Genomic DNA, 25507 nt, shown 5'->3' with positions numbered 1-25507 from the left:
TTTTACTAAACCTTCTAGGTTACAAGCCTCGCACCGCGATTAAATTGACCATAGATAGAATAAATTTCAATCAAAAAGGTCAGCAGACCCAAGGTCTATAAAGCATGATTTTTAATAAAGAAAAGCTATTTATTACAACACTCGCTTCATGATTTTTTAGAAGAGACTGAGAAAATATAACGCTGTGTTCAGTAAAGGAACCATTATGAATTTTAGATTAAATAAAACACTTAGCTTACTTGCTAGCTGTTTAATGATTAGTGCCATAACCGCCTGTAGTAACGGTGCTGTAAGTGAGAATATAAGCATTGAGAAGCAAATAGTTAGCACTGTAGAGCTTGGTCCAAATCAAAATATGCAAGGCTCACAAGGCGCGTGGCTAAGCAATAATAATTGGTTATTAGCAAGTGAAAGCAAAGGGCTAGTACTTGTAAATAGCCAAACAGATACAAACCAAATAATTGCGCCCGGAAATTTTGAATCTCTTTCAGTTAGGGCTTTATCAAGCAACGCTTTTTTAGTGGCGAGTATTGATAACAACCAAGACAATGTAGCTATTTTTAAACTTAAACATGTAAATAAAACATGGCAGTTATCTGAGCTAACCCGAATCATATCACCACAGGCTCAGCCCGACACAGTTTGTTTATTTGCTAATAATATCACGCAGACAGTTACTGCATTTATAGCCGATGTTCGCGGCTTAATTACCGAAACGGCTATTTTTGATACAGCTAAAAATCAGCCCGTCAATGTCAGTATACGAGAATTTCCTGGCGTAAGTGAAGCTGCGGGTTGTGCTGTAAGTGATATTACAAGCACGTTGTTTATTAGCGAATCCAACGTGGGGATTTGGGCTATAAATGCAAATGCTGAATCGCAAGCGGATAAAAAACCAATTGCGCTTGTTGCACCCTTTGGCGAACTCAAAAATGAACTTGGCGCTCTCTTTGCCTCAAGTGATGGCATGATATGGTTTACAAGCACTGAAAATAGCCTCCTATATGCTTATAACCCAATTAGTAATAAATTAAAACACTGGAGGTTAAATACTAATTTAAACCCTGAATCAGCCGCTATCAAGTACACCAGTAATAATACAGCGACTGCGGTTATTTATAATGATACGACTGGGGCTTATATGCAAAGCCAACTATCCGTGAAAAAAATAGCGGTTCAAAAAAATAGGCAAAACATAACGCAAATACATGCAAATGCACAAACTACACCTGTAAACGCATTTGGTGATGCCGCTGACGATCCTGCCATTTGGGTAAACCCTAGTGATGCTGAAAACAGCCTTATTTTAGGCACTGATAAACGTCGTGGTTTAATGGTTTATAACTTACAAGGCGCATTAATACAGTCGCTTAACATCGGCCGCTTAAATAATGTTGACGTACGTCAAAGTAAAATAATTCATAATAAGACATGGATAACTGCTAGCAACCGGACGCACAACAGCATTAGTGTCTTTACTATTGAGAATAAAAAAACGGTAAAGTACCTGACTGATATTGCTACAAACCTAGATGAAATTTATGGTATGTGTATGTACTCATCACCCACTGGTGATTATGTATTTGTAAATGATAAATCAGGGCTTTTCCAACAATATAAATTACACAACCAAGCCAATAAAATAACGGGTGAACTAGTACGCGAGTTTAATCTGCCAAGCCAACCTGAAGGCTGTAGCACCGATGATGAAACAGCACAGCTATATGCTGGTGAAGAGGATGCGGGTATTTGGTTTATAGGTGCTGAGCCAAGCACCGGAACAACACCTATCATGCTACAACACATTAATAAGCAATTAGTTGATGATGTAGAAGGGATGGAAATTTATCATGCAGATAACGCACGTTATTTAGTTGTTTCAAGTCAAGGCGATAATAGCTATGTGTTATACGAAATAGGTAATATAACTCAAAACACTGAAGTGCCATCACTCAAATTTAGTGGTAAATTTAGCGTCATTGCTGATTTAAACTCAGGTATTGATGGCACATCAGAAACCGATGGACTAACTGTTACAGCAAAACCTTTACCGGGTTACCCTGAGGGTATTTTAATAGTACAAGATGGTTATAATCGAATGCCGCAGCAACCACAAAACTTTAAAATAATTGATTGGCGAGAAGTTAAAAAAGCCATCAGATAACACGCGCTACCTAATCATTTTATAAAGGCTCACTTGAGCCTTTAAATTGATCTTGTAATTAGATAAATATTACATACATTTTTATACTACAATTTAAACTCATAAATTAATTGAGATTATTATGCGCCTACTACTTACTTTATTACTAATTACTATAAGTGGCTTTGTAACAGCGGAAGAAGAGAAAAAAGTAGAACTACCCCCTGTCGATCCTGCTTATAAAGCTAAGCATCCAATGGTGTTAGTTAATAAAGGCTCGTCTATCATCGCGATGAATTTGCCTACCTATAATTCACCTCATGATGTACAAGTTGTTTATAAAATAGGTAACCCCGATGTGGCGTTTTTAGGCTTTGTCAGAAATGCTGAATTAATCACCGTAAAACCACAAGCATTTAATATTCAACATTTAATGCGTGGTGAAGAAATTACGATTATTGCCGATATTTTTGAAGGCGATTACCAACAAGGTGGTAGTTTAATTTACTCACAAAAAGAACTTGTACTAAGTAAACAGTTGTATGCCAGAAAACTAAAGGGGCTAAGTGAATCATCACAATGGCAAGACTACGACATTATTAACCTAGGCGGCACTGAGCGTATTTATATTCATAAAATTCAACAAGCGCCGAGCTATAACCATCTTATTTTTGTCGATTTAGTTAATGCGTGTATGCAAAAGTTCCGCACCTCAAAACGAGTTCCACCTGTAAATGAGCTTACCTATAAATTTGTTAATTGCGGGACACTCAAACCACTTTACTACAATGCAGATGATTTTAAAAAATAGTTACTTATAATCAGTTATAAGCTTAAGCCCCTGCTGCATAACCTCGATTGATTGCCCTGCAAAACCTAAACGAACATGGCTAAGTTGCTCGGGCATTAAACTTCTTACTGAATTAGCAAAATAAAATTCAAATTCTGCTTGTAAATACACGCCCTTACTTTGCATTGCTTGTTTTATATTACTCGTATTTTTATTTAAGTTAACCCACATTGCCATGCCGCCATCAGGCTTTTTATACTCTATTGGTAAACCCTGTGATTGCAGTAACGTTAACGTATTGCCCATTGCTTCATAACGTTGTTTATAGTGCTTAGTCATGCGTTTTAAGTGGCGTTCAAACCCGCCCTCTTGCATAAAATGCGCTACAGCTAACTGCATAACAACATCATTTTTATGATTTACTAACTGCTTCCATGCGATTAACTGTGTTAATACTTCAGGGGCTGCGCAAATGTAGCCAATTCTAGCGCCTGAGAACATAATTTTAGAAAATGTAGATAAGTAAATAATAATCCCAGCGGGATCGTTCCCAGCCATAGGTTGTAATGGCTGACAGCGATAGTGAAATTCGTGATCGTAATCATCCTCTATAATCAGTACGCCATACTCATAACATAATTGATATATTTGCATTCGCCGTGTAGGCGAAAGCGTAACTGTGGTTGGATATTGATGCAGCGGCGTTAAGTACAACATTTTTATTGGATATCGTTTAAGTTGCGCTTTTAAATCATCTACACACAACCCATATTCGTCTTGTTTTATATCTATTAATTGCGCACCACAAGCTGCAAACGCTTTACGTGCTGGCGGATAACCTAAGGTTTCGGCAGCGACAAAATCGCTTTTATTTATAAACGCCTTTGAAATTAAAAATAAAGCTTCTTGTGAGCCATTACATACAAGTAAGTCTGATACTTTTAAACTTCTAGTTTTATGTAGATAATTGCTTATCTGATTTTTTAGCTCACTCACTCCACTTATATCGCCATAATGAAGTTTACTGGTGTCTAAATGATTAAATACATGGCTCATAGAGCGTTTAAATTCTTTATAGGGAAAGCTATTTAAATCAGGAAGTCCACCTGCAAAATTATATACATAATCTTTTAAATTCATTGCCGGAATAGGCATGGCTAATTTTGTAGCAAATTTATAAGGTTTTGGGGTTAAAACTGGCGTGTGCTCACAGTTAGCACTGCTTTGAATTGGCAGTGTTTGAGTGACGCTATACCCAGATCGTTCATGGGACTCTAGCCATCCTTCGTCTACTAGTAACTGCAATGCGTTCATTATTGTATGGCGATTTAACTTATACGCTTGCGCCATAACTCGAGCAGAACTAAGTTTTGCACCAGGTGCAATATCTCCCTTTACGATAGAACCGCGCAGAGCATCTGCAACTTGTAAGTACTTAGCTTTGTTTGAGTTATTAAATTCAATATTAAGCGGTTGCATGTTATCCCTTTATAACTGGTATAGCTAAAAAGCCAATTCTGGTTGTTTTTACCAAACCAAATAAGCGTACATTTGTTGCTCGCAAATAGCAAAGCTTAGAGGCAATATGTTTACTCAACAGGTACATAAAACAAATAAGGTCATACTAGAGCCATTAAATTATGAGCATTTAAACGGCTTATATAAAGCTGGGCAGCATCCAAAAATATGGGAATGGGTATTAAGCAACTATGCAAAAACACCTGAACTGTTAAAGGAATGGTTTACTACTAGTGCACAATTTAATAAAAAAGAACAAATTGTATTTGCCATAATAGACATAGCCAGCAAAGAGGTTGTAGGCACTACACGACTATTTAGATTAGATACACATAACTTAAGTGCTGAAATTGGTCATACATTTATAAGCCATCACTGGCAGCAAACTTATATTAATACTCACACGAAATATTTACTGCTTAGCTATGCTTTTGACGCGTTGAATTTAGTGCGAATAACATTTAATACTCACGAACAAAATCAAAAATCTCGAAATGCAATTACTCGACTAGGCGCCCGATTTGAGGGCGTAGCTTATAAAGACAGACTCCTTAGTGATGGGAGTTACAGAAGCACTGCAAAATTTAGCATTATTGACGAGCATTGGCAGAGTATTAAATTACAGTTAGAGGAGAAGCTTTAATGTACCCACCAATACATTTTCAAGAACATAATATTGAACGTTTACAGGCTTTAGTTAAGCAATTCCCTCTAGCGAGTATTTTAATGCCCTGCTCGCAAAGTGACTTAAATAATATATGCCAAGTACCTGTATTATATGAGCCCTCACGTAATGTATTTATTGCTCACGTAGCAAAAAATAACCCGCTAGCGCAATGTGATAAACAGTCAGTAAAATTACTCTTTAGTGGCGATAACTGTTATCTATCTCCCTCGTATAGTAATAATAAAACACTGCCGAGCTGGCTTTACTCATCAGTACAAGTAACCGCAAAAGTAGATATTATTAAAAGCGATAATGAGAAAGAAAAAATAATGAGGCAATTAACAACCTATTTTGAGCAAGGCTTTACGCCAATGTGGAGTATTGATGAGGTGCCAAAAAATCACCGTGAAGCAATGTATCAACAACTTAGTTTTATAACGTTTACTCCTATTCACTGGCAAGGAAACTTTAAATTAAATCAAAACAAACCAGTCGATGTAAGAGCAGCTATAAAAAACAGCTTAGCAAGTGAAAATAAAGGTAGTATTGCAGCGTTATTTAACTAGCAAAAAACCTTGCTCGCATTCTAATAATTCTTGTTAGGGGCCATTAAAGAGCCCCTTGATTAAAAATCAAACTCAGAAAATTCAAGTAATCTCAGCTAAAATAAGGTTAACTTAAAATTATAATTTACATATCAATTAACCTTTAAACCCGAACTTAATCTAAACAATGAATAGTTAAATAACCCGATTATTAGCAATAGCATTTATTACTCAGGGCCAGACTCTCCATTCAATAGTGGCATTTGATAAGCATCATCCAATTGATAAATATACATACTCACATCAGTAAACACACTATTTCCAGTATCTCTTTGCGGATCAGTTGCAGACTGTGCAGCGTAAACATTGTTGCTCGCTTTCATATAGCCTGACACATTCCAATGTGGTCTTCTGCTATCATAAAAATAATTAGATTCAATAAGTGCTTGCGCCTCATTTGTCGTATTAATCGCGAAATAAGTAATTTCGAGCCAATAATTATTATATAAATGGGCACGTGTTTTACTGCCATCTAATTTAGGATTTCGCCCTGCAGTGTAATTCCAAAAGTTATGATGAAATGTAACTTCTGAATCAGTGACCGCATTAGTATACCAATGCTGGTTACCACATACGAATGGGTTATAGCCGTCAAATTCATTGTGACTTAGCGTAATATTTTTACTGTTTTTGATATCGACATAACCATCAGAAATATTAGAAAAATTAGAAAAATTAACATGGTCAATAACTATATGGCTTGAACTATTCAAACTGATGCCGTCTCCCCCCTCAACCAAATGAGGATTGATATTGTCAATATTGAGGTTTTTAACAATAATGTTTTTACTATTGCTTAGATCTAATGTCGCGCCAATAATTTTAGCATTGTCACCTAAACCGATTAGGGTTTTATTTGATTTAACACTAATGGAAATATCATTACGTACCTTGTTTACGGTCGTATTTGTTGTACCACCTGATGATGTACAACTTTGTCCCGAATTAGGTATACGATAAAATATTTCTCCTGGATCCTGATACTCAGGACACTCAATAGCACATGCTGCTACGGTTGAACCGCCGGTACGACAATCAATGTGTGTATTATTTGGAATTTGGATAATCGTTGTGTTTGACGATACCAATGCTGATTTTAATGCACTACAGCTCGTTACCGTTATTGAAGACCCTCCTGCGCCTCCTGTCGTTGTTGCTAAACCATCACTGCCTGGAAGTGATGCAAAGCCCGTTACATCAATATTTGAATCGTTCGCGCTATCGCAGCTTCCATTGACTGGGTTTAAGTACCAACGTTGCGAACTAACATTTAAATCATCATTTTGATAAATGTTTGCCCCATTATCACTCCCCGCTACCGTAATTGCCTTATCACTAAAAGCGGAACGAATACTAAATGCCCCCGTAGAATCTTGTAACAATCGCCATTGTTGATTTGATTGCCCAGACGCTGCCCACTGAATAATATTGCCACCATTAGCTTGAGAGCGCTCTGATACATCCAAAAACAAGTCACTATGTGAAGCTTTAATTGTCCAAAAACCATTTCCTAAATCATTAAAGATAAATTGCTGATTTGTTCCGCTATTTTTTGCATAAGAGATGATATTAGCACCAGACTCTCTTGATTTTTTATCAACATCAATCGCTTTATCTGAACTAAAGTTAACAATTTGATACCGTTGATTATTTTTTGGTAGAGCTTTACAGTTTTCTGCTTTTGCCTGTGTTGATATTAAACCTAAATTCGGATAATAAGTGCAATTTCTCAGATTAGATGGCCAGCTGTTATAATTCGGCCATTCTCTCGCCAAAGGAAATTGCTTTAATGAAATATAAACAGCTGACACAAGCAGAAAGATACCAGATTTACGCGTTAATAAAAGCAGGAAATAACCAAAAACAGATAGCTGATGAACTCACTCGTTCACCGTCATCTATCTCTAGAGAGTTAAAACGCAATAAAGGGCTTAAAGGCTATCGACCTAACCAAGCCAATAATTTTGCAGAGCAAAGACGCAAGTCATCTTTCAAAGCAAGTAAGTTAACAGATGATGTTACTGACTGGATTAATAAATTGTTGGTTGACGGACTTTCGCCAGAGCAGGTGGCAGGCCGCTTAGCTTTAGAGAAAAAGGTCGTTTTGCATCATGAAACGATTTATCAATATATTTACAGAGACAAGGCTCGTGGTGGTGAACTACATAAGACACTCACTCGTGCATGTAAAAAGTATAAAAAACGCTATGGAAGCTACGATAAACGTGGACAGATAGTTAATCGAGTCAGTATTGATGAACGCCCAAGTATTGTGGATTCAAAGTCTAGGATTGGTGATTGGGAGGGCGATACAGTGATAGGCAAAGGGCGTAAAAATGCCCTTGTTACAATGGTTGAACGTAAAACGTTATATACAGTCGTTCACAGAATTGAAAGCAAGCATGCGAAAATAACAGCCGATGCGCTGATCAAGTGTATGACACCCTATAAAGGTAAGGTTATTACCGTGACTTTAGATAATGGAAAAGAGTTTGCTCACCATGAGCATGTTGCACAAAAATTAGAAGCGGATGTGTATTTCGCTCACCCATATTCATCATGGGAGCGGGGCATAAATGAGAATACCAACGGCTTACTTAGACGCTTCTTCCCCAAGGGAACTGACTTTATGTCGCTAAGTGAAGCAGAAATACAGGCGGCAGTTGATAAGCTCAACCATCGGCCAAGAAAAACAAGAGGGTATAAAACCCCTCATGAGTTATTTACGGGGCAATCAGAAGTTCTGGTGGCTGCATAATGATTGCACTTAATACTTGAATTCAAGATATAAACAAAAACTTAGGCAAAGCAAGAAAATAAAAAAACAATACCACCGGTAGCATAATTGCACAACAAAACCAAACGTCAATATTTTATTAACATTCACTGTCATTATATCTTTTTAAAGTTAGGTTTAAATAGTCAATCTCTACTCAACTATTTTAAACGCTCTTCTTAAATGTGAGTTCTTCCTAACGTGTGTTTTATTTATTCAAACTACGAGGGTCATATTATTTAAAATGGTCTTGAAATCGACTTAAGGTGATACTTGCTCTTAAATTGAAATGATTGAAATAAAGTTCTAGCAAGTTTATTACTAATTACACCTATAAAAACATGCTATAAATATAAAAAAAGGCCCTTTCGAGCCTTTGGATTAACTTTGGAATAGTTAAAAATTTTTAAATTAGGTAAGCGTTAATAGCTGTGGAGCAATACTATGATAGTCAACAGCCATTGCAATACTTAACGCTGTAATATTAATAATTGAAAATGCGAACACTTTACGTGCCCAACTGCTCATATCAATATTACGACGATAACCACGTAGCGCCATTAGCAACCACCAAAAGCTGGTAATACAAGCAACAGCCATAAAAGCAGCACCTGTGTAACCAGTAATTGGCAGTAACATCACCACTAAGGCGTATACAGCAATATAAAGCACAATGTGGCGTTTTGCTTTGTCGATACCTTGCGCTACTGGTAATACAGGAATACCTGCCGCTTGGTAATCTTTAAAGCGAAAAATAGCGATGGCGTAAGAGTGCGGCATTTGCCACAAGCTAAACATGACTAGCAGTATTAATGCGCCCATATCGAACTGTCCTGTTACGGCGCAGTAACCAACTACTGGCGGTACAGCGCCAGAAAGACTACCTACAAAAGTGCCATATACTGAGTTACGTTTCATGTAGAGGCTATAAACCCCTACATAAATTACGTAGCCAAAGGCTGCAAAAAATACCGCGGCTTGAGTGGTGTAAGCAATCAGTAAACCAAAGCCTACAACACCCAATAAAATACCGTGACTAAGTGCAGCAAAGGCCGACATTTCGCCTGTTACTGTTACTCGCGTACGAGTACGCGCCATGGCCACATCTATGTCTCTATCTATAACATTGTTGATAGCACAACCTGATGCAACCACTAGCGACAAACCAATTAATGTGGCAATCATTAACCATGGGTCTATGTCACCGCGCGAGGCAAGTAAAAACCCGCCCGCTACGCTGATCAAATTGCCCATAATAATACCCGGCTTTGTCACTGATAAATAACGACGAAACATCTTCAACTCCTAGTACATCATCATTGCGTTAGATTCATAAATGATCCAAACAGATAACCCAACAACCATTACGATGATCAGGGCACTGAATAGGAATGAGAATGTACTTGCACGACCATCTTCGGTGGTAAAATTAAGGTGTAAAAAGTACTTTAAATGCACCCAAATTTGTACGATTGCTAAAGTAACAATGCTCCAAAGCGTTGTTGCTTTTGAGAAGTCACCTTCCATAACCATATAAAACGGGATAGCAGTTAAAATTACCGATAGTACAAAGCCAATTAAGTAAGTTTTAACACTGCCATGAGATTCATCATGATGATCACTTTGCGTTTGCTTTAACGCATGCGTTTCGCTGTGGCTCATTACATTGCTCCCATCAAATAAACAACGGTAAATACACAAATCCAAACAATGTCTAAGAAGTGCCAAAATAGGCTTAAGCAGCTTAAACGCGTTACGGTTGCTTTACCTAAACCACGTTTAGCAACTTCTATCATCATTATGGTCATCCAAATCAGCCCAGCAGTTACATGTAAACCATGTAAGCCGACCAATGAGAAAAACGATGTTAAAAAGGCACTTTGTTGTGGGCCATTACCATGCACAATTAGGTGATGAAATTCGTATACTTCCATACTAATAAACACTGCACCTAAACAAAACGTAACAAATAACCAAATCAGTGTTAGTGCCTTTTTTTGCCCTTGAGCGGCAATCATGGCAAAACCAAAGGTAATACTACTAATCAGTAGTGCTGCAGTTTCTACTGCTACAAAGTCGAGTTCAAAAATATCTTTACCCGATACACCACCGGCTGTGTTCATAAATAACACAGCGTAAGTGGCAAAAAATGAGGCAAACAGTAGGCAATCGGTCATTAGGTATAACCAAAAACCAAATACGGTATCACCCGAAGTATCGTGGTGCTCATGCGCGTGGGCATGAGCATGAGCATGAGCATCATGCGATACTGATTCTAAATTTGCAGAAAGTGTACTCACGCTTTTAGCTCCTTAATGCCACTTGAATTATACGCAGCTTCAGTGCGTGCAATTTCATCAGGTTGAATATAGTAATCAACATCGCTGGTGTAACAACGTTTGATAAAGATGGCAATTCCACCCACTAGCCCAACAACAGCTAACCACCAAATATGCCAAATCATTGCAAAACAAAATACTGTTAAGCTTGCTGCCATGAACACGCCAGCTGATGTGTTTTTAGGCATATGAATAGGGCTATAGTTTGCTTTACCTTGGTATGCTTGGCCTTTTTCTTTCATGTCGGTCCATGCATCAATATCATCGATGTGTGGAATTGTTGCAAAGTTATAAATTTGCGGAGGTGAACTTGTAGCCCACTCAAGTGTGTGGCCGTTCCACGGATCGCCTGTTGTATCGTCAAGCGCTTCACGGTCTCTAAAGCTCACATATAATTGAATTACTTGGCTAACAATACCAAACATAATAATTACAGCACCGCCTGCGGCAATGTATAACCACATGTTCCAATCTGGATTGTTAGTGTGGTTTAAACGACGTGTCATACCTAAGAAACCAAGTACGTACAACGGCATAAATGCAACGAAGAAACCGATAATCCAACACCAAAATGATGCTTTGCCCCATTTTTCGTTAAGTTTAAAGCCCATTGCTTTAGGGAACCAAAATACAAAACCAGCAAGGTAGCCAAATACAGCACCACCAATAATGGTGTTATGAAAATGTGCAATTAAGAATAAGCTGTTATGCAGTACGTAATCAGCACCAGGAATGGCAAGTAATACACCGGTCATACCGCCTACGGTAAAGGTAACCATAAAGCCAAGTGTCCAAAGTACCGGTATGCTAATACGTAAACGACCTCGGTAAATAGTAAATAACCAGTTAAACAACTTAACCCCAGTTGGTACGGCAATAACCATGGTCATTACCCCAAAGAACGCGTTAACGTTAGCGCTCGACCCCATCGTAAAGAAGTGATGTAACCAAACAATAAAGCCTAGAATTGAGATTGCACCGCTGGCGTAAACCATCGATTTATAACCAAATAAACGTTTACCGGCAAAGGTCGAAATAATTTCAGAAAAAATACCAAACGCTGGTAATACTAATATGTATACCTCAGGATGACCCCATGCCCAAAATAGGTTGATGTACATCATGGCGTTACCGCCCAATTCATTGGTAAAGAAGTGAAAATCGAGGTAACGGTCAAGCGTTAGCATTGCAAGTACAGCCGTTAAAATTGGGAATGATGCTGCAATTAAGATGTTTGCCCACGTACATGTCCATGTGAAAATTGGCATTTTCATTAGGGTCATACCTGGTGCACGCATTTTAAACACGGTTGCTAAAAAGTTTACTGCCGTTAAAAGTGTACCGAGCCCAGATATTTGCAAGGCCCAAATATAATAATCGACCCCCACCCCAGGGCTAAAGGTCAACTCCGAAAGCGGCGGATAAGCCACCCAACCTGTTTTTGCAAACTCACCAAACACAAGTGACAAGTTAATTAAAATTGCACCACTGGCTGTAAACCAAAAACTTAAATTATTTAAAAATGGAAAAGCAACATCGCGAGCACCAATTTGAAGTGGTAATACAATGTTCATTAGACCAATCATAAATGGCATTGCCATAAATATGATCATAATTACGCCGTGGGCAGTAAATATTTGGTCGTAGTGTTCTGGTGGTAAATAACCTGGCGCACCACTGGTAGCAAGTGCCAACTGCGCACGCATCATTATTGCATCAGAAAAACCACGAAACAGCATTATTAGTGCTAAAAGAATATACATTACGCCTAAGCGTTTGTGATCAACAGACGTGATCCAGTCGCGCCAAAGCACGCCCCATTTTTTATACTTTGTAATAAGCCCGGCAATAATAAGCCCAGCTATCGCAATAACCGACATCGTGAACACAAGAATTGGCTCATGAAACGGAATTGCGTCGAGTGAAAGATTACCTAATAACGACATTATTATTCCTCGCCTTGGCTGTGAGATGAAGGCATTGAGTGCTCACTCATTTCATGATGCTTTTTACTCATTTGCCCATGTTCGCCCATTGCATGGTGTTTTTTGTTCATATCGCCATGCGCCTGCATGTATTTCATCACGATGGTATGAAATAAGCCGTCATCAACTTTTCCGTAATATGCTACTGGGTTATTTTCGCTTGCTTTTGCAAGCTCAACATAATTTGCATGAGTCAGGTTATTAGCGCTTGAATTCGCTTTCACATCACTCACCCACTTATCAAAGTCTGCTTGTGTAGGTGTAGCAATGGCATTAAATTTCATGCCAGTGAAACCTGCGCCGCTGTAATTTGCTGAAAAGCCTTTAAACGTACCTGGCTCATTTGCAATTAAGTGAAGCTTGGTTTCCATCCCAGCCATTGAGTATATTTGACTACCCAATTGCGGAATAAAAAATGAATTCATTGTGCTCTCTGAGGTGATTTTATATTCAACAGGTACATTTGCTGGGAACACTAATTCATTAACCGTAGCAATACCTTGCTCAGGATATATAAATAGCCATTTCCAATTTAATGAAACCACTTCAACAGTTAGATGCTTACCTTTACCTTCAATTGGTTTGTAAGGGTCTAGCTCTTGGGTAGACTGCCAGGTAATAACACCTAAAATGATCACAATAACAATAGGAACAGCCCAAACTGCGGCTTCAATTTTATTTGAATGAGCCCATTTTGGCGCATAAATTTCATGAGTTTGTGTGTCTCTATATTTCCATGCGAAATACAAAGTCATCACAATAACGGGAACGACTACAAGCAACATAAGCACGGTTGCGATGATGATTAAATTTTTCTCATCAATGCCTATCTGCCCTTTTGGATCGAGTATCCCGCCTTTACAGCCTGACAACGCCAGCACTGTACTAGCTAAAGCAATATTACAAAGGTTACGAATTAACAAGGGAGTATCCTACAAACCTAGAGTTTCAATTTGCTGCTTAAAATAAAAACCAAAGCAACGATTTTTCAATAAAAACCCAAGTTAACTAGAATTAAATTATAAAAATAAGGGGGCTATTCAAAACCTAGAGCTCATGCCATTAATGACCTAGCAACAAACCCAGCTTTCTAAACGCATTTATATAACGTAATAAAAATTAACTTGGGTGAGTGGTGGTTGGCTGAAATGTGTTTAAAAAACACGGAGCTACTTTGTTTTAGCTAACCTTAATTATTTACAGCAAGAACAAATAATTAAAACCAGCAACAAGATGCAGCGTTACAGGCAACCTGTAAAGCTAGGTGGAGCACGACAACCATGTGAAGAGATCACAGGCTGAAGAACTTTAGCCTCGCTAAAAGCAAAGGCTGCTTTACGGAGGATTATGCCAGCACGACGTGCTGGACAAATATGGAACAATAACCAACAAAGGCCAATAAGTAACTGACTTGATATGATCGGATGAGCTAAAAATTGCGCAAGATTAAGTAACAGTGGCTCTACAATAAACCCATCACTTAATAGCGCTTCAAGCTTGAAGACATCCTCTAATGCACCGCTTAGCAACATTACAGTGTTAAACACTAATAAAGTTATAGCTACACACACGCCCTTGCCTGCTTTATTCAAGCGTTCACACGTCTGCGGCTCGCCAGAGGCAAGTTCCGTAATTGTATGATGCAACGAAAGTGTGTTCAAAGACATTAACCTACTAAAATGACTATAACAAAATTAGAGTAATACAGTTTGCAATGGAGAAATTTAAAAAATATTGCTGTTGTAAACCCTAAAACCAGGTGCTAAATACAATCAAATCCAGCTAGCACATATTTACCTAGCGAAAATTGATCCGTATCAACCGAACTTTCAAAACTTACTGAAAGTTCGAACGTGAGTATAACAAAGAGAATTTTCTGTTCAACTAAAAATCAATTAATTTGAGTTAAGCTTTCGAAGCTATTTTGTTAATAAAAAATAACAATATAAAAAACATTGAGTTAGATTAAATGAAAAACGATTTAAAGAGAAATATTTAATAGAATTATAGGTTTTAGGAGGGAGTAATAATTGTGTCGCACAAATAAAAACAACTCAAGCTAAGTCACCACCGAACTTGAGTTGCCTTTCACACTGACAACATCTTCACACACAATATAAAGATTCTTGGTTTACATTACGTGGCAATTGAAATGAAATAAAAACAACCCAAATTCAGTCACCACCGAACTTGAGTTGCCTTTCACACTGACAACATCTTCACACACAATATAAAGATTCTTGGTTTACACTACGTGGCAATTGTAGGGAATAAAAACAACTCAAACTCGTTCTTTATGGAAGTGAATCCACCGAACTTGAGTTGCCTTTCACACTGACAACATCTTCACACACAATATAAAGATTCTTGGCTTACACTGCGTGGCAATTGAAAGGAAATAAAAACAACCCAAACTCGTTCTTTATGGAAGTGAATCCACCGAACTTGAGTTGCCTTTCACACTAACAACATCTTCACACACAATATAAAGATTCTTTTAAGCGAGGCTAAGTTGCCTCAAGCTTATGACTAGAGCCTTGCTCTGTGTCTATGATTAAACTTTAGAGTGTTAGCTCCAATTTGACAAACGAGAAAAATAAACCTAATAGGTGAAAAAAACTAAACTATATACCTTTATCTAATACATTTAGATTGGATTGCTTTGGAAGCTATGATGTTGAGGCGTTTTACAGACACAAAAAAAGCGCTATAAAGCGCTTTTTAATATTTAAGACAGACTTAAATAATTTGGTTTTCTTTCCAGGCTTGCTCTTTTGCTAAACGGTTTTTGCGTTTATCACATGGATCATCGCAATCACAGGCTTTATCAATACCAACCGAACCTAAACCACCACAGCTGCTTGCCATAGATTTTTTTTGCACGATCATACCAACGGCCATAGCCGAAACTATCAAAATTAGTAAGCCAAAAGTAAGAAGAAAAAGTGACATTGCTTAGCCCCTATTGATCAGCAATAAATTAAGCTCAAAACATTGTTGAGCGACTGCTATTATATACTCAAATAACGTGGAAATAAACAAACCCGCACCATACTATAAATAAGGTTTAAATGCAGGGCTTGAGTAGGTTATTAAACCGTCTTTCGATTTACCTATTAAGTACACGGGTAAATCATGCTGCTCAGCATAAGCTTGCGCTTTATCCATACCCATAACAGTTAATGCTGTCGCAAGACCATCGGCAGTCATAGCACTTGAATGAAGCACGGTTACCGACACTAAGTCGTGCTTAATCGGCATGCCGGTCACGGGATCAATTAAGTGAGTATAAATTTCACCATCCATTTCATAAAAAATACGATAATCACCCGATGTAGCAATACCATTTGTACCTGGCGACAAAATACGGTGTACTTTACGCTCTCCAGGTTGTGCGTCTGGTTGCTCTATAGCAATTACCCAATCTTTATTATTTGGCTTCTCGCCTGCAATTCGTAGCTCACCGCCAATTTCAACCATGTAATTGGTAATATTGTGGCTTTCTAATAACTGCGCCACCTTATCAATACCGTAGCCTTTAGCCGTTGCCGAAAACGATAACTCTAAGCCTGCAACTTTTTTAGCCAAACCTTGAGCTGTTAGCGTAAGCTTATCAACGCCTATATTTTTAATCATACTTACAAGCTCTTCATCGCTAGGACGATTAGTTGGCTTTTTATCTGGGCCAAACCCCCATAAATCAATTAAAGGCCCCATAGTGACATCAAGTGTTTTGGTTGACTCACCCAAGCGAATAGACTCGCTTATAACAGCCCTAAAATCTTCGCTAATTGGCATGACTTGATTTGCAGGTAATCTGTTAAATGTATTTATTTCAGAGTCTTCTATGTAAGTAGACATAGATTGGTTCACATCTTTTAAAACAGCGTCTATTTGCAGCTGTAGTTGTGAAGCCGATAGCTGGGCTTGCTCATCATAATATTTAATATGATAAGTAGTGCCCATAGTCTTACCTTCTAAAAAGGTTTCTTTTAACTCTGGCTTTTCACCACAACCAGACAATAATAAAGTCAGTGTAATTAGTAAAAAGGCCATTATGCCTTGTGAAGTACTTACTCGATTCATAACTGTTCTACTTAATAGATTGATAAAATTAAAGAATAAAAAAGCCTCGTAACACAAGTGCTACGAGGCTGGTATTTTAACCAAAACTAAACTGTTTTGGTATTAGTGTTAGCCACCGAAGTCATCTAGTAAGATATTTTCGTCTTCAACACCTAAATCTTTAAGCATAGTAATAACTGCCGCGTTCATCATTGGAGGACCACACATGTAGTACTCACAATCTTCAGGCGCTTCGTGATCTTTAAGATAATTCTCAAATAACACGTTATGGATAAAGCCAGTGTAGCCTTCCCAGTTATCTTCAGGTTGTGGATCTGAAAGTGCTGTATGCCATACGAAGTTAGGGTTTTCAGCGGCTAAGCCGTCAAAATCTTCTACGTAGAACATTTCACGCTCAGAACGTGCACCATACCAAAAGCTCATCTTACGTTTAGAGTTCAAACGTTTAAGTTGGTCAAAGATATGAGAACGCATTGGCGCCATACCAGCACCACCACCAACAAATACCATCTCTGCATCGGTGTCTTTAGCAAAGAACTCACCAAATGGACCCGAAATAGTTACTTTATCGCCAGCTGTAAGTGACCAAATGTACGAAGACATTTTACCACACGGCAAGCTAAGGTTTCTTGGCGGTGGAGCAGCAATACGCACGTTAAGCATAATGATGCCTTCTTCTTCTGGGTAGTTAGCCATTGAGTAAGCACGAATAGTCTCTTCGTCTACTTTTGACTCCAGATCGAAGAAACCAAAGTGGTTCCAATCACCACGATATTCTTCAGGAACATCGAAATCTGCATATTTAACGTGATGAGGTGGCGCTTCGATTTGGATGTAACCACCCGCACGGAACGGCACTGACTCGCCATCTGGAATTTGCAGCTTAAGTTCTTTAATGAACGTTGCTTTGTTATCGTTAGAGATAACTTCACAATCCCACTTCTTAACACCGAAAATTGACTCTTCAAGCTCAATTTCCATGTCGTTTTTAACATTTACCTGACACGCTAAACGACAGCCTTCACGGGCTTCGCCTTTAGATATGTGATCAAGCTCAGTTGGCAGAATATCGCCACCACCTTCTTTAATGTGTACACGACACTGGCCACAAGAGCCACCGCCACCACATGCAGATGATACAAATATACCTGACTCAGATAGCGCGCCTAAAAGCTTACTACCTGCTGATGTTTTAATGGCTTTATCTGGGTCGCCATTAATGCTAATGATAATATCACCACTTGCAACTAACTGAGATTTAGCACCAATGATGACTAAAACCAGTAGTACAACGATAGCGATAAAAACACCAACGCCTAAGAAAATCTGATAATCCATGATTTATCCTCGCTACCTTTACAGTGAAATACCAGAGAATGACATAAAGCCAAGTCCCATTAAACCAACAGTGATGAAGGTAATACCTAAACCACGTAAGCCGTCTGGCACGTCTGAATACTTCATTTTCTCACGGATACCTGCAAGTAATGTAATTGCAAGTGCCCAACCAACACCAGCGCCAATACCATAAACAACAGACTCACCGAAGTTATAGTTACGCTCAACCATGAAAGATACCGCACCAAAGATTGCACAGTTAACTGTGATCAATGGTAAAAAGATACCTAATGCGTTGTAAAGTACTGGGAAGAACTTATCTAATACCATTTCAAGAATTTGCACTAGCGCTGCTATAACGCCAATGAAAGTTAAGAAACGTAAAAAGCTAAGGTCTGCATCAGGATAACCAAGCCACGTAAGTGAACCTGGTGCTAATACAGCATGGTAAACTAAGTTATTAACAGGTACTGAAATACCTAAAACAACGATAACCGCTACACCTAGGCCAATTGAAGTAGTCACTTTTTTTGATACTGCTAAAAAAGTACACATGCCTAAGAAAAATGATAACGCTAAGTTTTCAATAAAAACGGCTTTTACAAATAAACTAATATAATGTTCCACTGTGTGCCCCTTACGCTTTAGCTTCTACTTGGTCTTTCTTATAAGTACGAAGTACCCATATGAATAAACCAATGATGAAGAATGCACTCGGTGGTAATATCAATAGACCCATAGGTTGATACCAACCGCCATCTTGTACTAATGGGATAATATCAACACCGAATAGTGTTCCTTTACCGAATAGCTCACGAATGAAACCAACAGTAAGTAAAACAACAGAATAGCCTAAACCATTACCAATACCGTCAAGGAATGACATTAGTGGTGGCGACTTCATCGCATATGCTTCAGCACGACCCATTACAATACAGTTAGTAATAATTAGACCAACGAAGACTGAAAGCTCTTTAGCCGTAGCATAAGAAAACGCTTGCAGTACTTGGTCAACAACAATAACTAATGATGCAATAATCGTCATTTGTACAATGATACGTACTGACGATGGGATCTGGTTACGAATAGTCGAGATAAAGAAGCTCGAAAACGCAGTTACCAAGGTCAATGCTATTGACATGATTAACGCATTTTTTAAGCTAGACGTTACCGCTAACGCAGAACAAATACCCAGTACTTGTAGTGCGATTGGGTTGTTAGCTAAAACCGGACCAAATAGGACCGCCTTCATTTCTTTAGTATCAGCCATTATTTCAATGCTCCTTTACGTACTTTCGCAAGGAAAGGGCCAAAGCCGTTTTCGCCAGTCCAAAAGTCAACTGCATGTTCAACACCGTTAGACGTTAATGTAGCACCTGAAAGACCATCGATCTTATGCTCATTATCGCCCGCAGTACCTTTAACAATTTGAATTGGTAGCTCTTTACCTTGCCACGTAGCAGTCCACTGTGGATTTTGAATTTCACCACCTAAGCCAGGCGTTTCATTATGCTTGTAGAAAATAATGTTTTTAACTGTTTCGCCATCGCTTTCAAGCGAGATAAAACCGTACATTAAGCCCCATAAGCCGTAGCCCTGAATAGGAAGAATGATTGCATCAATAGAGCCATCTTCTTTTTTCGAGATATACACCGGAGACTCTTTAGTCACACGTTGAATACCAGCAATGTCTTTAACGCCTTTCTCTTGAAGAGAAACACTTAGCGCTGCATCGTATTTGCTTTTTTCAAAATCAAAGATTGTTGGGTCTGTGTCTACAAACTCACCTGTGGTCATATTTACAACGCGCGCTTCAATTTTAGCATTAAATGTATCAGATACATTTTCAACTTTATCGATGCCTGCCGCTGCTAAGATATTGCTTTGAATATCTTTATTTTTATTAGCTTGCTGTAAAGGACGAAGCTGTACAGAAGCAAACGATACAATGATTGCACACACTAAACATAGTGCTACAACAACTGCTAACGTTTTACCGATTGATTCGTTATTACTAGACATTACGTGCCAACCTCCGCTTGATATTAGCTTGCACTACAAAGTGATCGAACAGTGGAGCAAATAAGTTAGCAAATAAAATTGCTAGCATCATACCTTCTGGGAAAGCAGGATTCACAACACGGATAAGAACCACCATAAGACCAATTAGTAAACCGTATGCAAATTTACCTTTATTAGTAAATGCAGCTGATACAGGGTCTGTAGCCATAAAGAACATACCAAACGCAAAACCACCAAGCACTAAATGCCAATACCAAGGCATTGCAAATACAGGGTTAGTTTCTGAGCCAACAGCATTTAGTAAGAATGCCGTTGCTACCATACCAAGGAATACACCTAGTACGATACGCCAAGAAGCGATGCGAACGTAAATTAAGAATAAACCACCTACAAGTAATGCAAGTGTCGATGTCTCACCAACAGAACCTTGAATGAAACCGTAAAATGCATTCCACCATAATTCCATGTTTGAAAAATCAAGTGTGCCAACAAAAGCTTGGCCTAGCATAGTCGCACCAGAGAAAGAATCTACTGCAGTCCATACTGTGTCACCCGAAATTTGTGCCGGGTATGCGAAGAATAAGAACGCACGGCCAGCCAAAGCAGGGTTTAAGAAGTTACGACCAGTACCACCAAAAATTTCTTTAGCGATTACTACACCGAACGTGATACCCAGTGCAACTTGCCATAAAGGAATTGTTGCAGGTAAAATAAGTGCAAATAATACAGAAGTAACGAAGAAACCTTCATTAATTTCATGCTTACGCACAGAAGCAAAAATCACTTCCCAAAAACCACCTACAGCAAACGTGACTGCGTAAATTGGTAGGAAGAAACATGCTCCGTAGAACATTTTAGCGCCCCAGCCTGCATTAGCGGTTAATTCACCACCAAAGAACTGAAACAGACCAACCTGCCACGAATTTGCTAGTTCAAAACCTTGTGCTAAAGCACCTGCGGCCTGGTGACCGATGTTGAACATACCAAAAAACATAGCTGGGAACGTCGCCATCCACACTAAAATCATCATACGTTTTAGGTCGATATTATCGCGTACGTGTGTTTTGCCTTTATTTACATAGCCTGGTGTATAAAAAATAGTTGCAGCTGCTTCATACAGTGCATAAAATTTTTCATATTTTCCACCGGCTTCAAAATTCGGCTCGATATCTTCTAGATATTTTTTTAAACCCATCTCTCTAGCCTTCCTTCTCGATCGTAGTTAAGCAATCGCGCAGGATAGAACCATACTCGTATTTGCCAGGACAAACGAAGGTACATAACGCTAAATCTTCTTCATCAAGTTCAAGCGCGCCCAGTGAAATTGCACTATCTAAATCGCGTGCAATTAAGTCACGTAATAATAGTGTAGGCAAAATATCTAACGGCATCACGCGCTCGTAGCTACCAATTGGAACCATGGCACGTTTTGAACCACCTGTAGACGTTGTCATTTTAAATAAACGACTCGGTGTAAGGTGAGAAAGGAATGTACGCGTTACAGAGAATTTATCACTACCTGGTGCAATCCAGCCAAATAGTTCTTTTTCGCGACCTTCAAGTAATACAGATACTTGAACGTGGTAACGACCTAAGAACGCATTAACACCGTTTGAAGTAGCGCCAGATAAAACAGAACCAGAAATAACACGGTTATCACCGTCTTCTAATTCTCCAGCAACTAAATCATCCAATGAAGCACCTAATTGTGTTTTCACTAAACGTGGGTTTTTAACACGAGGACCTGCAAGCGAAACAACACGGTTTGTGTAAATTTCACCCGTAAGGAATAAGTGACCATACGCAATAACGTCTTGGTAACCAATATGCCAAACTTGTTTACTAGCAGATACAGGGTCAAGATTATGGATATGAGTGCCTACAAGGCCAGCAGGGTGCACACCACCAAACTCATGTACTTCTACTTGAGCGATAGATGAGCTAGGAACTTGACTGCCAACTTGCTTACAAACAAATACTTTTCCATCAGTCAAACGCGATATAACGGCTAAACCCGCTTCGAATGCTTGCGCATTATCAGCAATAACTACCGCAGGATCTGCAGCAAGAGGATTAGTGTCAATAGCGGTCACAAAGATAGAGCTAGGATTTGCATCCACAGCCGCAACTTTGCTGAATGGGCGAGCACGAAGTGCCGTCCACTGACCAGACTGGATAAGTACTTCTTTAGCTTTTTCACGATCTAAGCTCGTAAGCTCAGTGTCAGAGAAAGAGTCAAAGGTGATTTGCTCACTGCCGTCTACTTCAATAACAACAGATTGCAGCACACGCTTAGCACCACGATTTATTTCTTTTACAACACCAGAAGCTGGTGCGGTAAATAGGACGCCGGGGTTCTTTTTATCTTCAAAAAGTACCTGGCCTTTTTTAACTTGGTCATCCATACGGATATGCATGGTTGGACGCATACCAATAAACTCTTCACCTAGCACAGCTACACGTTTGACGGGAGAACCGTCGTGAATAACTTGCTGAGGTGCGCCCTCTATGGGTAAATCCAGACCTTTTTTTATGTTGATCATACGCACTTGCACTACATTAACGGAAAGAAACTGAAAAATCGTACCAACCACGTCGCCATTTGAGCTATCCCAAGTTATATCTATGTATACAAAGAACAACTTGCTATGAATACTAAACAAGCAACGCGGTAAAAACTCTTCACATATTGCCTTAATTTTAACATCATTGTGGGCGACTATGCGAGTCTAATTATGAAAATTATACGACAGAAACACTTATTTAGTTTTGTTATGTGTATTTAATAAAATTTAAGTTAGACCAAAGTGGTAGCTTAAGCAAAGAATGACATTTTTTAATCACAATTGTTCAAAAAAGCCCGCAAAACAAAAAAGTCGCACTCAGCGACTTTTTAATTACATATTTGCAAATATGGTTAATCAATCATATTTGCAATTGGTTTGACCGAATCCACATCTTGATCGTAATCAACTCCGTCAATACCAAAGCCAAATAAACGTAAAAATTCGTTATGGTAACCAACATAATCGGTTAACTCATCAATTGAGCTTGTATCTACGCTATCCCAAACAGCTTGAACACGTGCTTGCACATCGTCTTCTAATTCTTTGTAGTTTTGAAATAAGTGGCCACCTTCATCAAAGCGTGGGTTATCACCATATAAGTTCTCACTAAATAAAGCCTGAATTTGCTCAATTGTACCTTCATAAGTACCATCTGCTTTCATTACTTTAAATAATGCTGAAATGTATAAAGGCATAATAGGAATAGCCGAGCTTGCTTGTGTTACCACAGCATTAAGAGACGATACATAGGCTTCGCCATTTAAATCTTTTGTAGATTCTTTAATTGCAGCAGTTGCTCGGTCTAAATCTTCTTTAGCCTTACCAATAGTAGCGTGTCCGTATATTGGCCATGTTAGCTCTTTACCAATATAAGTGTAGGCCGTAGTTTTAAAGTTATCAGCTAATACGTCGGCTTCTTTTAATGCGTCAATCCACATTTCCCAATCTTCACCGCCCATTACTTTAATGGTGTTGTCGATATCGTCCTGGTTTGCCGCTTCAACAGTAATTTCATCAATTTCACGCTTTGACGTATTAAGGTTTTTAGTTGTAACTGCGTTACCAATCGGCTTAAGTGTAGAGGAGAACACTTCACCCGTATTTGGATCAGTACGACGAGGAGACGCCAAGCTATAAATAATACAATCTACTTTGCCCAAATCTGCTTTAATAGTGTCGATTGCTTTTTGTTTGATTTCGTTAGAAAACGCATCACCATTAATATTTTTAGACCAAAGACCCGCTTCGTCAGCTGCTTCTTGAAATGCTGCAGTATTGTACCAACCAGCAGAACCTGTTTTACGTTCAGTGCCTTCTTTTTCAAAGAAAATACCGAGTGTTTTAGCGCCGCCACCAAATGCAGCTGTGATACGCGACGCCAAGCCGTAGCCTGTAGATGCGCCAATAACTAATACATTTTTTGGTGCGTTCTTTAACACGCCTTGTTGTTTTACATAGTTAATTTGTTCTTGAACATGCTCGCTACATCCCGTTGGGTGTGCGTTGGTACAGATAAATCCACGAATTTTAGGCTTAATGACCATTGATGATCCTATATCTTTTACAATAAAAATTAGCGCTAGTTTAAAGGCTAATACTAAAAACACTGATCTGATCAGTTAATCACTAATCAGATACTTCAAAAAATACTTAGCTAATTTTAGAGCCGCCCATACAATTAGGCGAATCAGGTGCTTCTCCGCCCTGCTCGGTATACTCATCCGGTGTATAAGTATGGATAGCGAGTGCATGAATATGATTTGCTAACTCATCTTTTAATATTTCATTAATTTCACGATGGCGTTGTAATAGGCGTTTGCCGGCAAATTCTTCACTTACCACAATAACTTTAAAATGTGACTCGGTGCCTTTGCTGTGCATGTGACTTTCGTTAATTACATTTAAATGCTTACAGGCAATTGCGCTGCTGATTTTTTCTTGAATTTGTTGCTGCATTGACATAAAAACCATTTTTGTAGTTAAGTTATGTTGTTATCATAACAACTAGCCAAGCCTATTGGCTAACTAAAATTGAGCTTGCTTGATTTGCTTTATGCATCTAAACGTTAAGCTAATTCGTGGGTGAGCCAATGTAGTTTGCTTTGGGATTGCATGTTGATAATCACGCTGACTGTCGCCACTCATGACTAAACAGCTACCACTTTGCAGCTTTAAATCGGTTACTTTATTTGTCGATTTTTGTTTAAGCTTTAAAACACGCTCTGCTCCAAGTGATACACACACAATAGTAGGTTGATGGCCCAGCTCTATTTCGTCATCACTGTGCCAGCCCATAGTATCGTTACCATCTCGGTAATAATTAACTAATAAAGAATTTAATGGCTGATTTAAATGTTTTTCTAAGCGCTTACGCATTGCTAATAAAATATCAGGCCAAGGCTCTACTATTAGCTTACTATGCGAATAACCATATTCAAAATTATGCTCGCTAATAAAGCATTGAAGTCGGGGAATTGGGCCTGTTTTAGAATAAACGGTGACGTCGGGTTGCTGCCAAACTAGGTTTTTTTGTAAATAATAAAATAAATCGAGGCTTTTTTGCGCGCTAAGTGCCCTACTTTGATAAGAAAAGCCATTTGGTAACTGTTGGGGGTTGGCGTTTTGCCGTTGCATGTTAGAATTTACCTACATTAGTTTACTGATCAAATAC

General features: G+C 38.6%; 24 protein-coding genes. 5 read left to right on the top strand and 19 right to left on the bottom strand.

Annotation, left to right across the window (positions count from 1 at the left end; translation table 11 throughout):
- The first annotated feature begins 205 nt into the window (after positions 1-205).
- Together AC0VZ4_RS05290 and AC0VZ4_RS05285 are read left to right on the top strand one after the other, a co-directional pair.
- Complete coding sequence (locus tag AC0VZ4_RS05290; protein WP_475441117.1) at positions 206-2164, top strand: phytase; 1959 nt, start codon at positions 206-208, stop codon at positions 2162-2164.
- A gap of 121 nt (positions 2165-2285) precedes the next feature.
- Complete coding sequence (locus AC0VZ4_RS05285) at positions 2286-2954, top strand: hypothetical protein (RefSeq protein WP_475441116.1); 669 nt, start codon at positions 2286-2288, stop codon at positions 2952-2954.
- On the opposite strand, the gene pdxR is transcribed toward AC0VZ4_RS05285, so the two are convergent.
- Positions 2955-4412, bottom strand: a complete 1458-nt coding sequence (gene pdxR / locus AC0VZ4_RS05280) for a MocR-like pyridoxine biosynthesis transcription factor PdxR (protein ID WP_475441115.1) — start codon at positions 4410-4412, stop codon at positions 2955-2957. It lies immediately after the preceding gene.
- A gap of 106 nt (positions 4413-4518) precedes the next feature.
- On the opposite strand from pdxR, the gene AC0VZ4_RS05275 reads away from it, so the two are divergent.
- Together AC0VZ4_RS05275 and AC0VZ4_RS05270 are read left to right on the top strand one after the other, a co-directional pair.
- On the top strand, positions 4519-5094 hold the full coding sequence (locus AC0VZ4_RS05275; RefSeq protein ID WP_475441114.1) for a GNAT family N-acetyltransferase: 576 nt from the start codon (positions 4519-4521) through the stop codon (positions 5092-5094).
- Positions 5094-5684, top strand: a complete 591-nt coding sequence (locus tag AC0VZ4_RS05270; RefSeq protein WP_475441113.1) for an FMN-binding negative transcriptional regulator — start codon at positions 5094-5096, stop codon at positions 5682-5684. The genes AC0VZ4_RS05275 and AC0VZ4_RS05270 overlap by 1 nt, the downstream gene beginning before the upstream one ends.
- Before the next feature lie 206 nt (positions 5685-5890).
- Here AC0VZ4_RS05270 and AC0VZ4_RS05265 read toward each other — a convergent pair whose 3' ends face one another.
- The gene (locus AC0VZ4_RS05265) at positions 5891-7498 is read right to left on the bottom strand and encodes an RICIN domain-containing protein (protein ID WP_475441112.1); all 1608 of its coding nucleotides are present in this window, start codon (positions 7496-7498) and stop codon (positions 5891-5893) included.
- Between the two features lie 14 nt (positions 7499-7512).
- Between AC0VZ4_RS05265 and AC0VZ4_RS05260 the strand changes: the two genes are divergently transcribed.
- Positions 7513-8481: an IS30 family transposase gene (locus tag AC0VZ4_RS05260; protein WP_475439697.1), complete on the top strand. Its 969-nt coding sequence runs from the start codon at positions 7513-7515 to the stop codon at positions 8479-8481.
- A gap of 429 nt (positions 8482-8910) precedes the next feature.
- Here the strand turns inward: AC0VZ4_RS05260 and cyoE are convergent, their stop codons facing one another.
- From cyoE to AC0VZ4_RS05175, 17 genes are all read right to left on the bottom strand, one after another.
- Positions 8911-9795 carry a heme o synthase gene (gene cyoE, locus AC0VZ4_RS05255; protein ID WP_475441111.1) on the bottom strand — a complete coding sequence of 295 codons (885 nt, stop codon included), beginning with the start codon at positions 9793-9795 and terminating at the stop codon, positions 8911-8913.
- Between the two features lie 9 nt (positions 9796-9804).
- A complete protein-coding gene (gene cyoD, locus AC0VZ4_RS05250; protein WP_002958101.1) occupies positions 9805-10161 on the bottom strand; it encodes a cytochrome o ubiquinol oxidase subunit IV in 357 nt (118 codons plus the stop codon).
- Positions 10161-10799, bottom strand: coding sequence for a cytochrome o ubiquinol oxidase subunit III (gene cyoC, locus AC0VZ4_RS05245; RefSeq protein WP_475441110.1), 639 nt, complete (start codon positions 10797-10799; stop codon positions 10161-10163). The genes cyoD and cyoC overlap by 1 nt, the downstream gene beginning before the upstream one ends.
- On the bottom strand, positions 10796-12784 hold the full coding sequence (gene cyoB, locus AC0VZ4_RS05240) for a cytochrome o ubiquinol oxidase subunit I (protein ID WP_475441109.1): 1989 nt from the start codon (positions 12782-12784) through the stop codon (positions 10796-10798). The genes cyoC and cyoB overlap by 4 nt, the downstream gene beginning before the upstream one ends.
- A gap of 2 nt (positions 12785-12786) precedes the next feature.
- On the bottom strand, positions 12787-13746 hold the full coding sequence (gene cyoA / locus AC0VZ4_RS05235; RefSeq protein WP_337151545.1) for a ubiquinol oxidase subunit II: 960 nt from the start codon (positions 13744-13746) through the stop codon (positions 12787-12789).
- 318 nt (positions 13747-14064) lie between these two features.
- Positions 14065-14484, bottom strand: a complete 420-nt coding sequence (locus AC0VZ4_RS05230) for a hypothetical protein (protein ID WP_475441619.1) — start codon at positions 14482-14484, stop codon at positions 14065-14067.
- Between the two features lie 1078 nt (positions 14485-15562).
- Positions 15563-15775, bottom strand: a complete 213-nt coding sequence (gene nqrM / locus AC0VZ4_RS05225; protein WP_007376137.1) for a (Na+)-NQR maturation NqrM — start codon at positions 15773-15775, stop codon at positions 15563-15565.
- Between the two features lie 102 nt (positions 15776-15877).
- Complete coding sequence (locus AC0VZ4_RS05220) at positions 15878-16909, bottom strand: FAD:protein FMN transferase (RefSeq protein WP_475441108.1); 1032 nt, start codon at positions 16907-16909, stop codon at positions 15878-15880.
- A gap of 108 nt (positions 16910-17017) precedes the next feature.
- A complete protein-coding gene (nqrF, locus tag AC0VZ4_RS05215; protein ID WP_007376135.1) occupies positions 17018-18247 on the bottom strand; it encodes an NADH:ubiquinone reductase (Na(+)-transporting) subunit F in 1230 nt (409 codons plus the stop codon).
- Positions 18248-18265: 18 nt separating this feature from the next.
- The gene (gene nqrE / locus AC0VZ4_RS05210) at positions 18266-18874 is read right to left on the bottom strand and encodes an NADH:ubiquinone reductase (Na(+)-transporting) subunit E (protein WP_007376134.1); all 609 of its coding nucleotides are present in this window, start codon (positions 18872-18874) and stop codon (positions 18266-18268) included.
- Positions 18875-18884: 10 nt separating this feature from the next.
- Positions 18885-19517, bottom strand: coding sequence for an NADH:ubiquinone reductase (Na(+)-transporting) subunit D (locus tag AC0VZ4_RS05205; protein ID WP_007376133.1), 633 nt, complete (start codon positions 19515-19517; stop codon positions 18885-18887).
- Positions 19517-20269, bottom strand: a complete 753-nt coding sequence (locus AC0VZ4_RS05200) for a Na(+)-translocating NADH-quinone reductase subunit C (protein WP_007376132.1) — start codon at positions 20267-20269, stop codon at positions 19517-19519. Before AC0VZ4_RS05200 ends, AC0VZ4_RS05205 begins: the two co-directional genes overlap by 1 nt.
- Positions 20262-21464 (bottom strand): NADH:ubiquinone reductase (Na(+)-transporting) subunit B, encoded by a 1203-nt coding sequence (locus AC0VZ4_RS05195; protein WP_007376131.1) that lies wholly within the window; start codon positions 21462-21464, stop codon positions 20262-20264. Before AC0VZ4_RS05195 ends, AC0VZ4_RS05200 begins: the two co-directional genes overlap by 8 nt.
- Before the next feature lie 4 nt (positions 21465-21468).
- Positions 21469-22812 carry a Na(+)-translocating NADH-quinone reductase subunit A gene (locus AC0VZ4_RS05190; RefSeq protein WP_149606597.1) on the bottom strand — a complete coding sequence of 448 codons (1344 nt, stop codon included), beginning with the start codon at positions 22810-22812 and terminating at the stop codon, positions 21469-21471.
- A 374-nt stretch (positions 22813-23186) separates the two neighbouring features.
- Complete coding sequence (fabV, locus tag AC0VZ4_RS05185; protein ID WP_007376129.1) at positions 23187-24380, bottom strand: enoyl-ACP reductase FabV; 1194 nt, start codon at positions 24378-24380, stop codon at positions 23187-23189.
- 106 nt (positions 24381-24486) lie between these two features.
- Positions 24487-24798 (bottom strand): BolA family protein, encoded by a 312-nt coding sequence (locus tag AC0VZ4_RS05180; RefSeq protein WP_033015006.1) that lies wholly within the window; start codon positions 24796-24798, stop codon positions 24487-24489.
- Positions 24799-24861: 63 nt separating this feature from the next.
- Positions 24862-25470, bottom strand: coding sequence for an alpha-ketoglutarate-dependent dioxygenase AlkB family protein (locus AC0VZ4_RS05175; RefSeq protein WP_008133956.1), 609 nt, complete (start codon positions 25468-25470; stop codon positions 24862-24864).
- Between the last annotated feature and the right edge of the window lie 37 nt (positions 25471-25507).

It is taken from the genome of Pseudoalteromonas sp. QJM3NY_22 (assembly GCF_056173065.1).
This window is presented reverse-complemented; position numbering and strand designations above follow the sequence as displayed.

Coding starts and splice junctions, on each gene's coding strand:
- AC0VZ4_RS05275 (WP_475441114.1), top strand. CDS start 4,519: ATGTTTACTCAACAGGTACATAAAACAAATAAGGTCATACTAGAGCCA.
- AC0VZ4_RS05270 (WP_475441113.1), top strand. CDS start 5,094: ATGTACCCACCAATACATTTTCAAGAACATAATATTGAACGTTTACAG.
- AC0VZ4_RS05200 (WP_007376132.1), bottom strand. CDS start 20,269: ATGTCTAGTAATAACGAATCAATCGGTAAAACGTTAGCAGTTGTTGTA.
- fabV (WP_007376129.1), bottom strand. CDS start 24,380: ATGGTCATTAAGCCTAAAATTCGTGGATTTATCTGTACCAACGCACAC.
- AC0VZ4_RS05175 (WP_008133956.1), bottom strand. CDS start 25,470: ATGCAACGGCAAAACGCCAACCCCCAACAGTTACCAAATGGCTTTTCT.
- AC0VZ4_RS05190 (WP_149606597.1), bottom strand. CDS start 22,812: ATGATCAACATAAAAAAAGGTCTGGATTTACCCATAGAGGGCGCACCT.
- nqrM (WP_007376137.1), bottom strand. CDS start 15,775: ATGTCACTTTTTCTTCTTACTTTTGGCTTACTAATTTTGATAGTTTCG.
- AC0VZ4_RS05285 (WP_475441116.1), top strand. CDS start 2,286: ATGCGCCTACTACTTACTTTATTACTAATTACTATAAGTGGCTTTGTA.
- AC0VZ4_RS05180 (WP_033015006.1), bottom strand. CDS start 24,798: ATGTCAATGCAGCAACAAATTCAAGAAAAAATCAGCAGCGCAATTGCC.
- AC0VZ4_RS05220 (WP_475441108.1), bottom strand. CDS start 16,909: ATGAATCGAGTAAGTACTTCACAAGGCATAATGGCCTTTTTACTAATT.
- cyoB (WP_475441109.1), bottom strand. CDS start 12,784: ATGTCGTTATTAGGTAATCTTTCACTCGACGCAATTCCGTTTCATGAG.
- nqrF (WP_007376135.1), bottom strand. CDS start 18,247: ATGGATTATCAGATTTTCTTAGGCGTTGGTGTTTTTATCGCTATCGTT.
- pdxR (WP_475441115.1), bottom strand. CDS start 4,412: ATGCAACCGCTTAATATTGAATTTAATAACTCAAACAAAGCTAAGTAC.
- AC0VZ4_RS05205 (WP_007376133.1), bottom strand. CDS start 19,517: ATGGCTGATACTAAAGAAATGAAGGCGGTCCTATTTGGTCCGGTTTTA.
- cyoD (WP_002958101.1), bottom strand. CDS start 10,161: ATGAGCCACAGCGAAACGCATGCGTTAAAGCAAACGCAAAGTGATCAT.
- AC0VZ4_RS05260 (WP_475439697.1), top strand. CDS start 7,513: ATGAAATATAAACAGCTGACACAAGCAGAAAGATACCAGATTTACGCG.
- AC0VZ4_RS05195 (WP_007376131.1), bottom strand. CDS start 21,464: ATGGGTTTAAAAAAATATCTAGAAGATATCGAGCCGAATTTTGAAGCC.
- AC0VZ4_RS05290 (WP_475441117.1), top strand. CDS start 206: ATGAATTTTAGATTAAATAAAACACTTAGCTTACTTGCTAGCTGTTTA.
- cyoE (WP_475441111.1), bottom strand. CDS start 9,795: ATGTTTCGTCGTTATTTATCAGTGACAAAGCCGGGTATTATTATGGGC.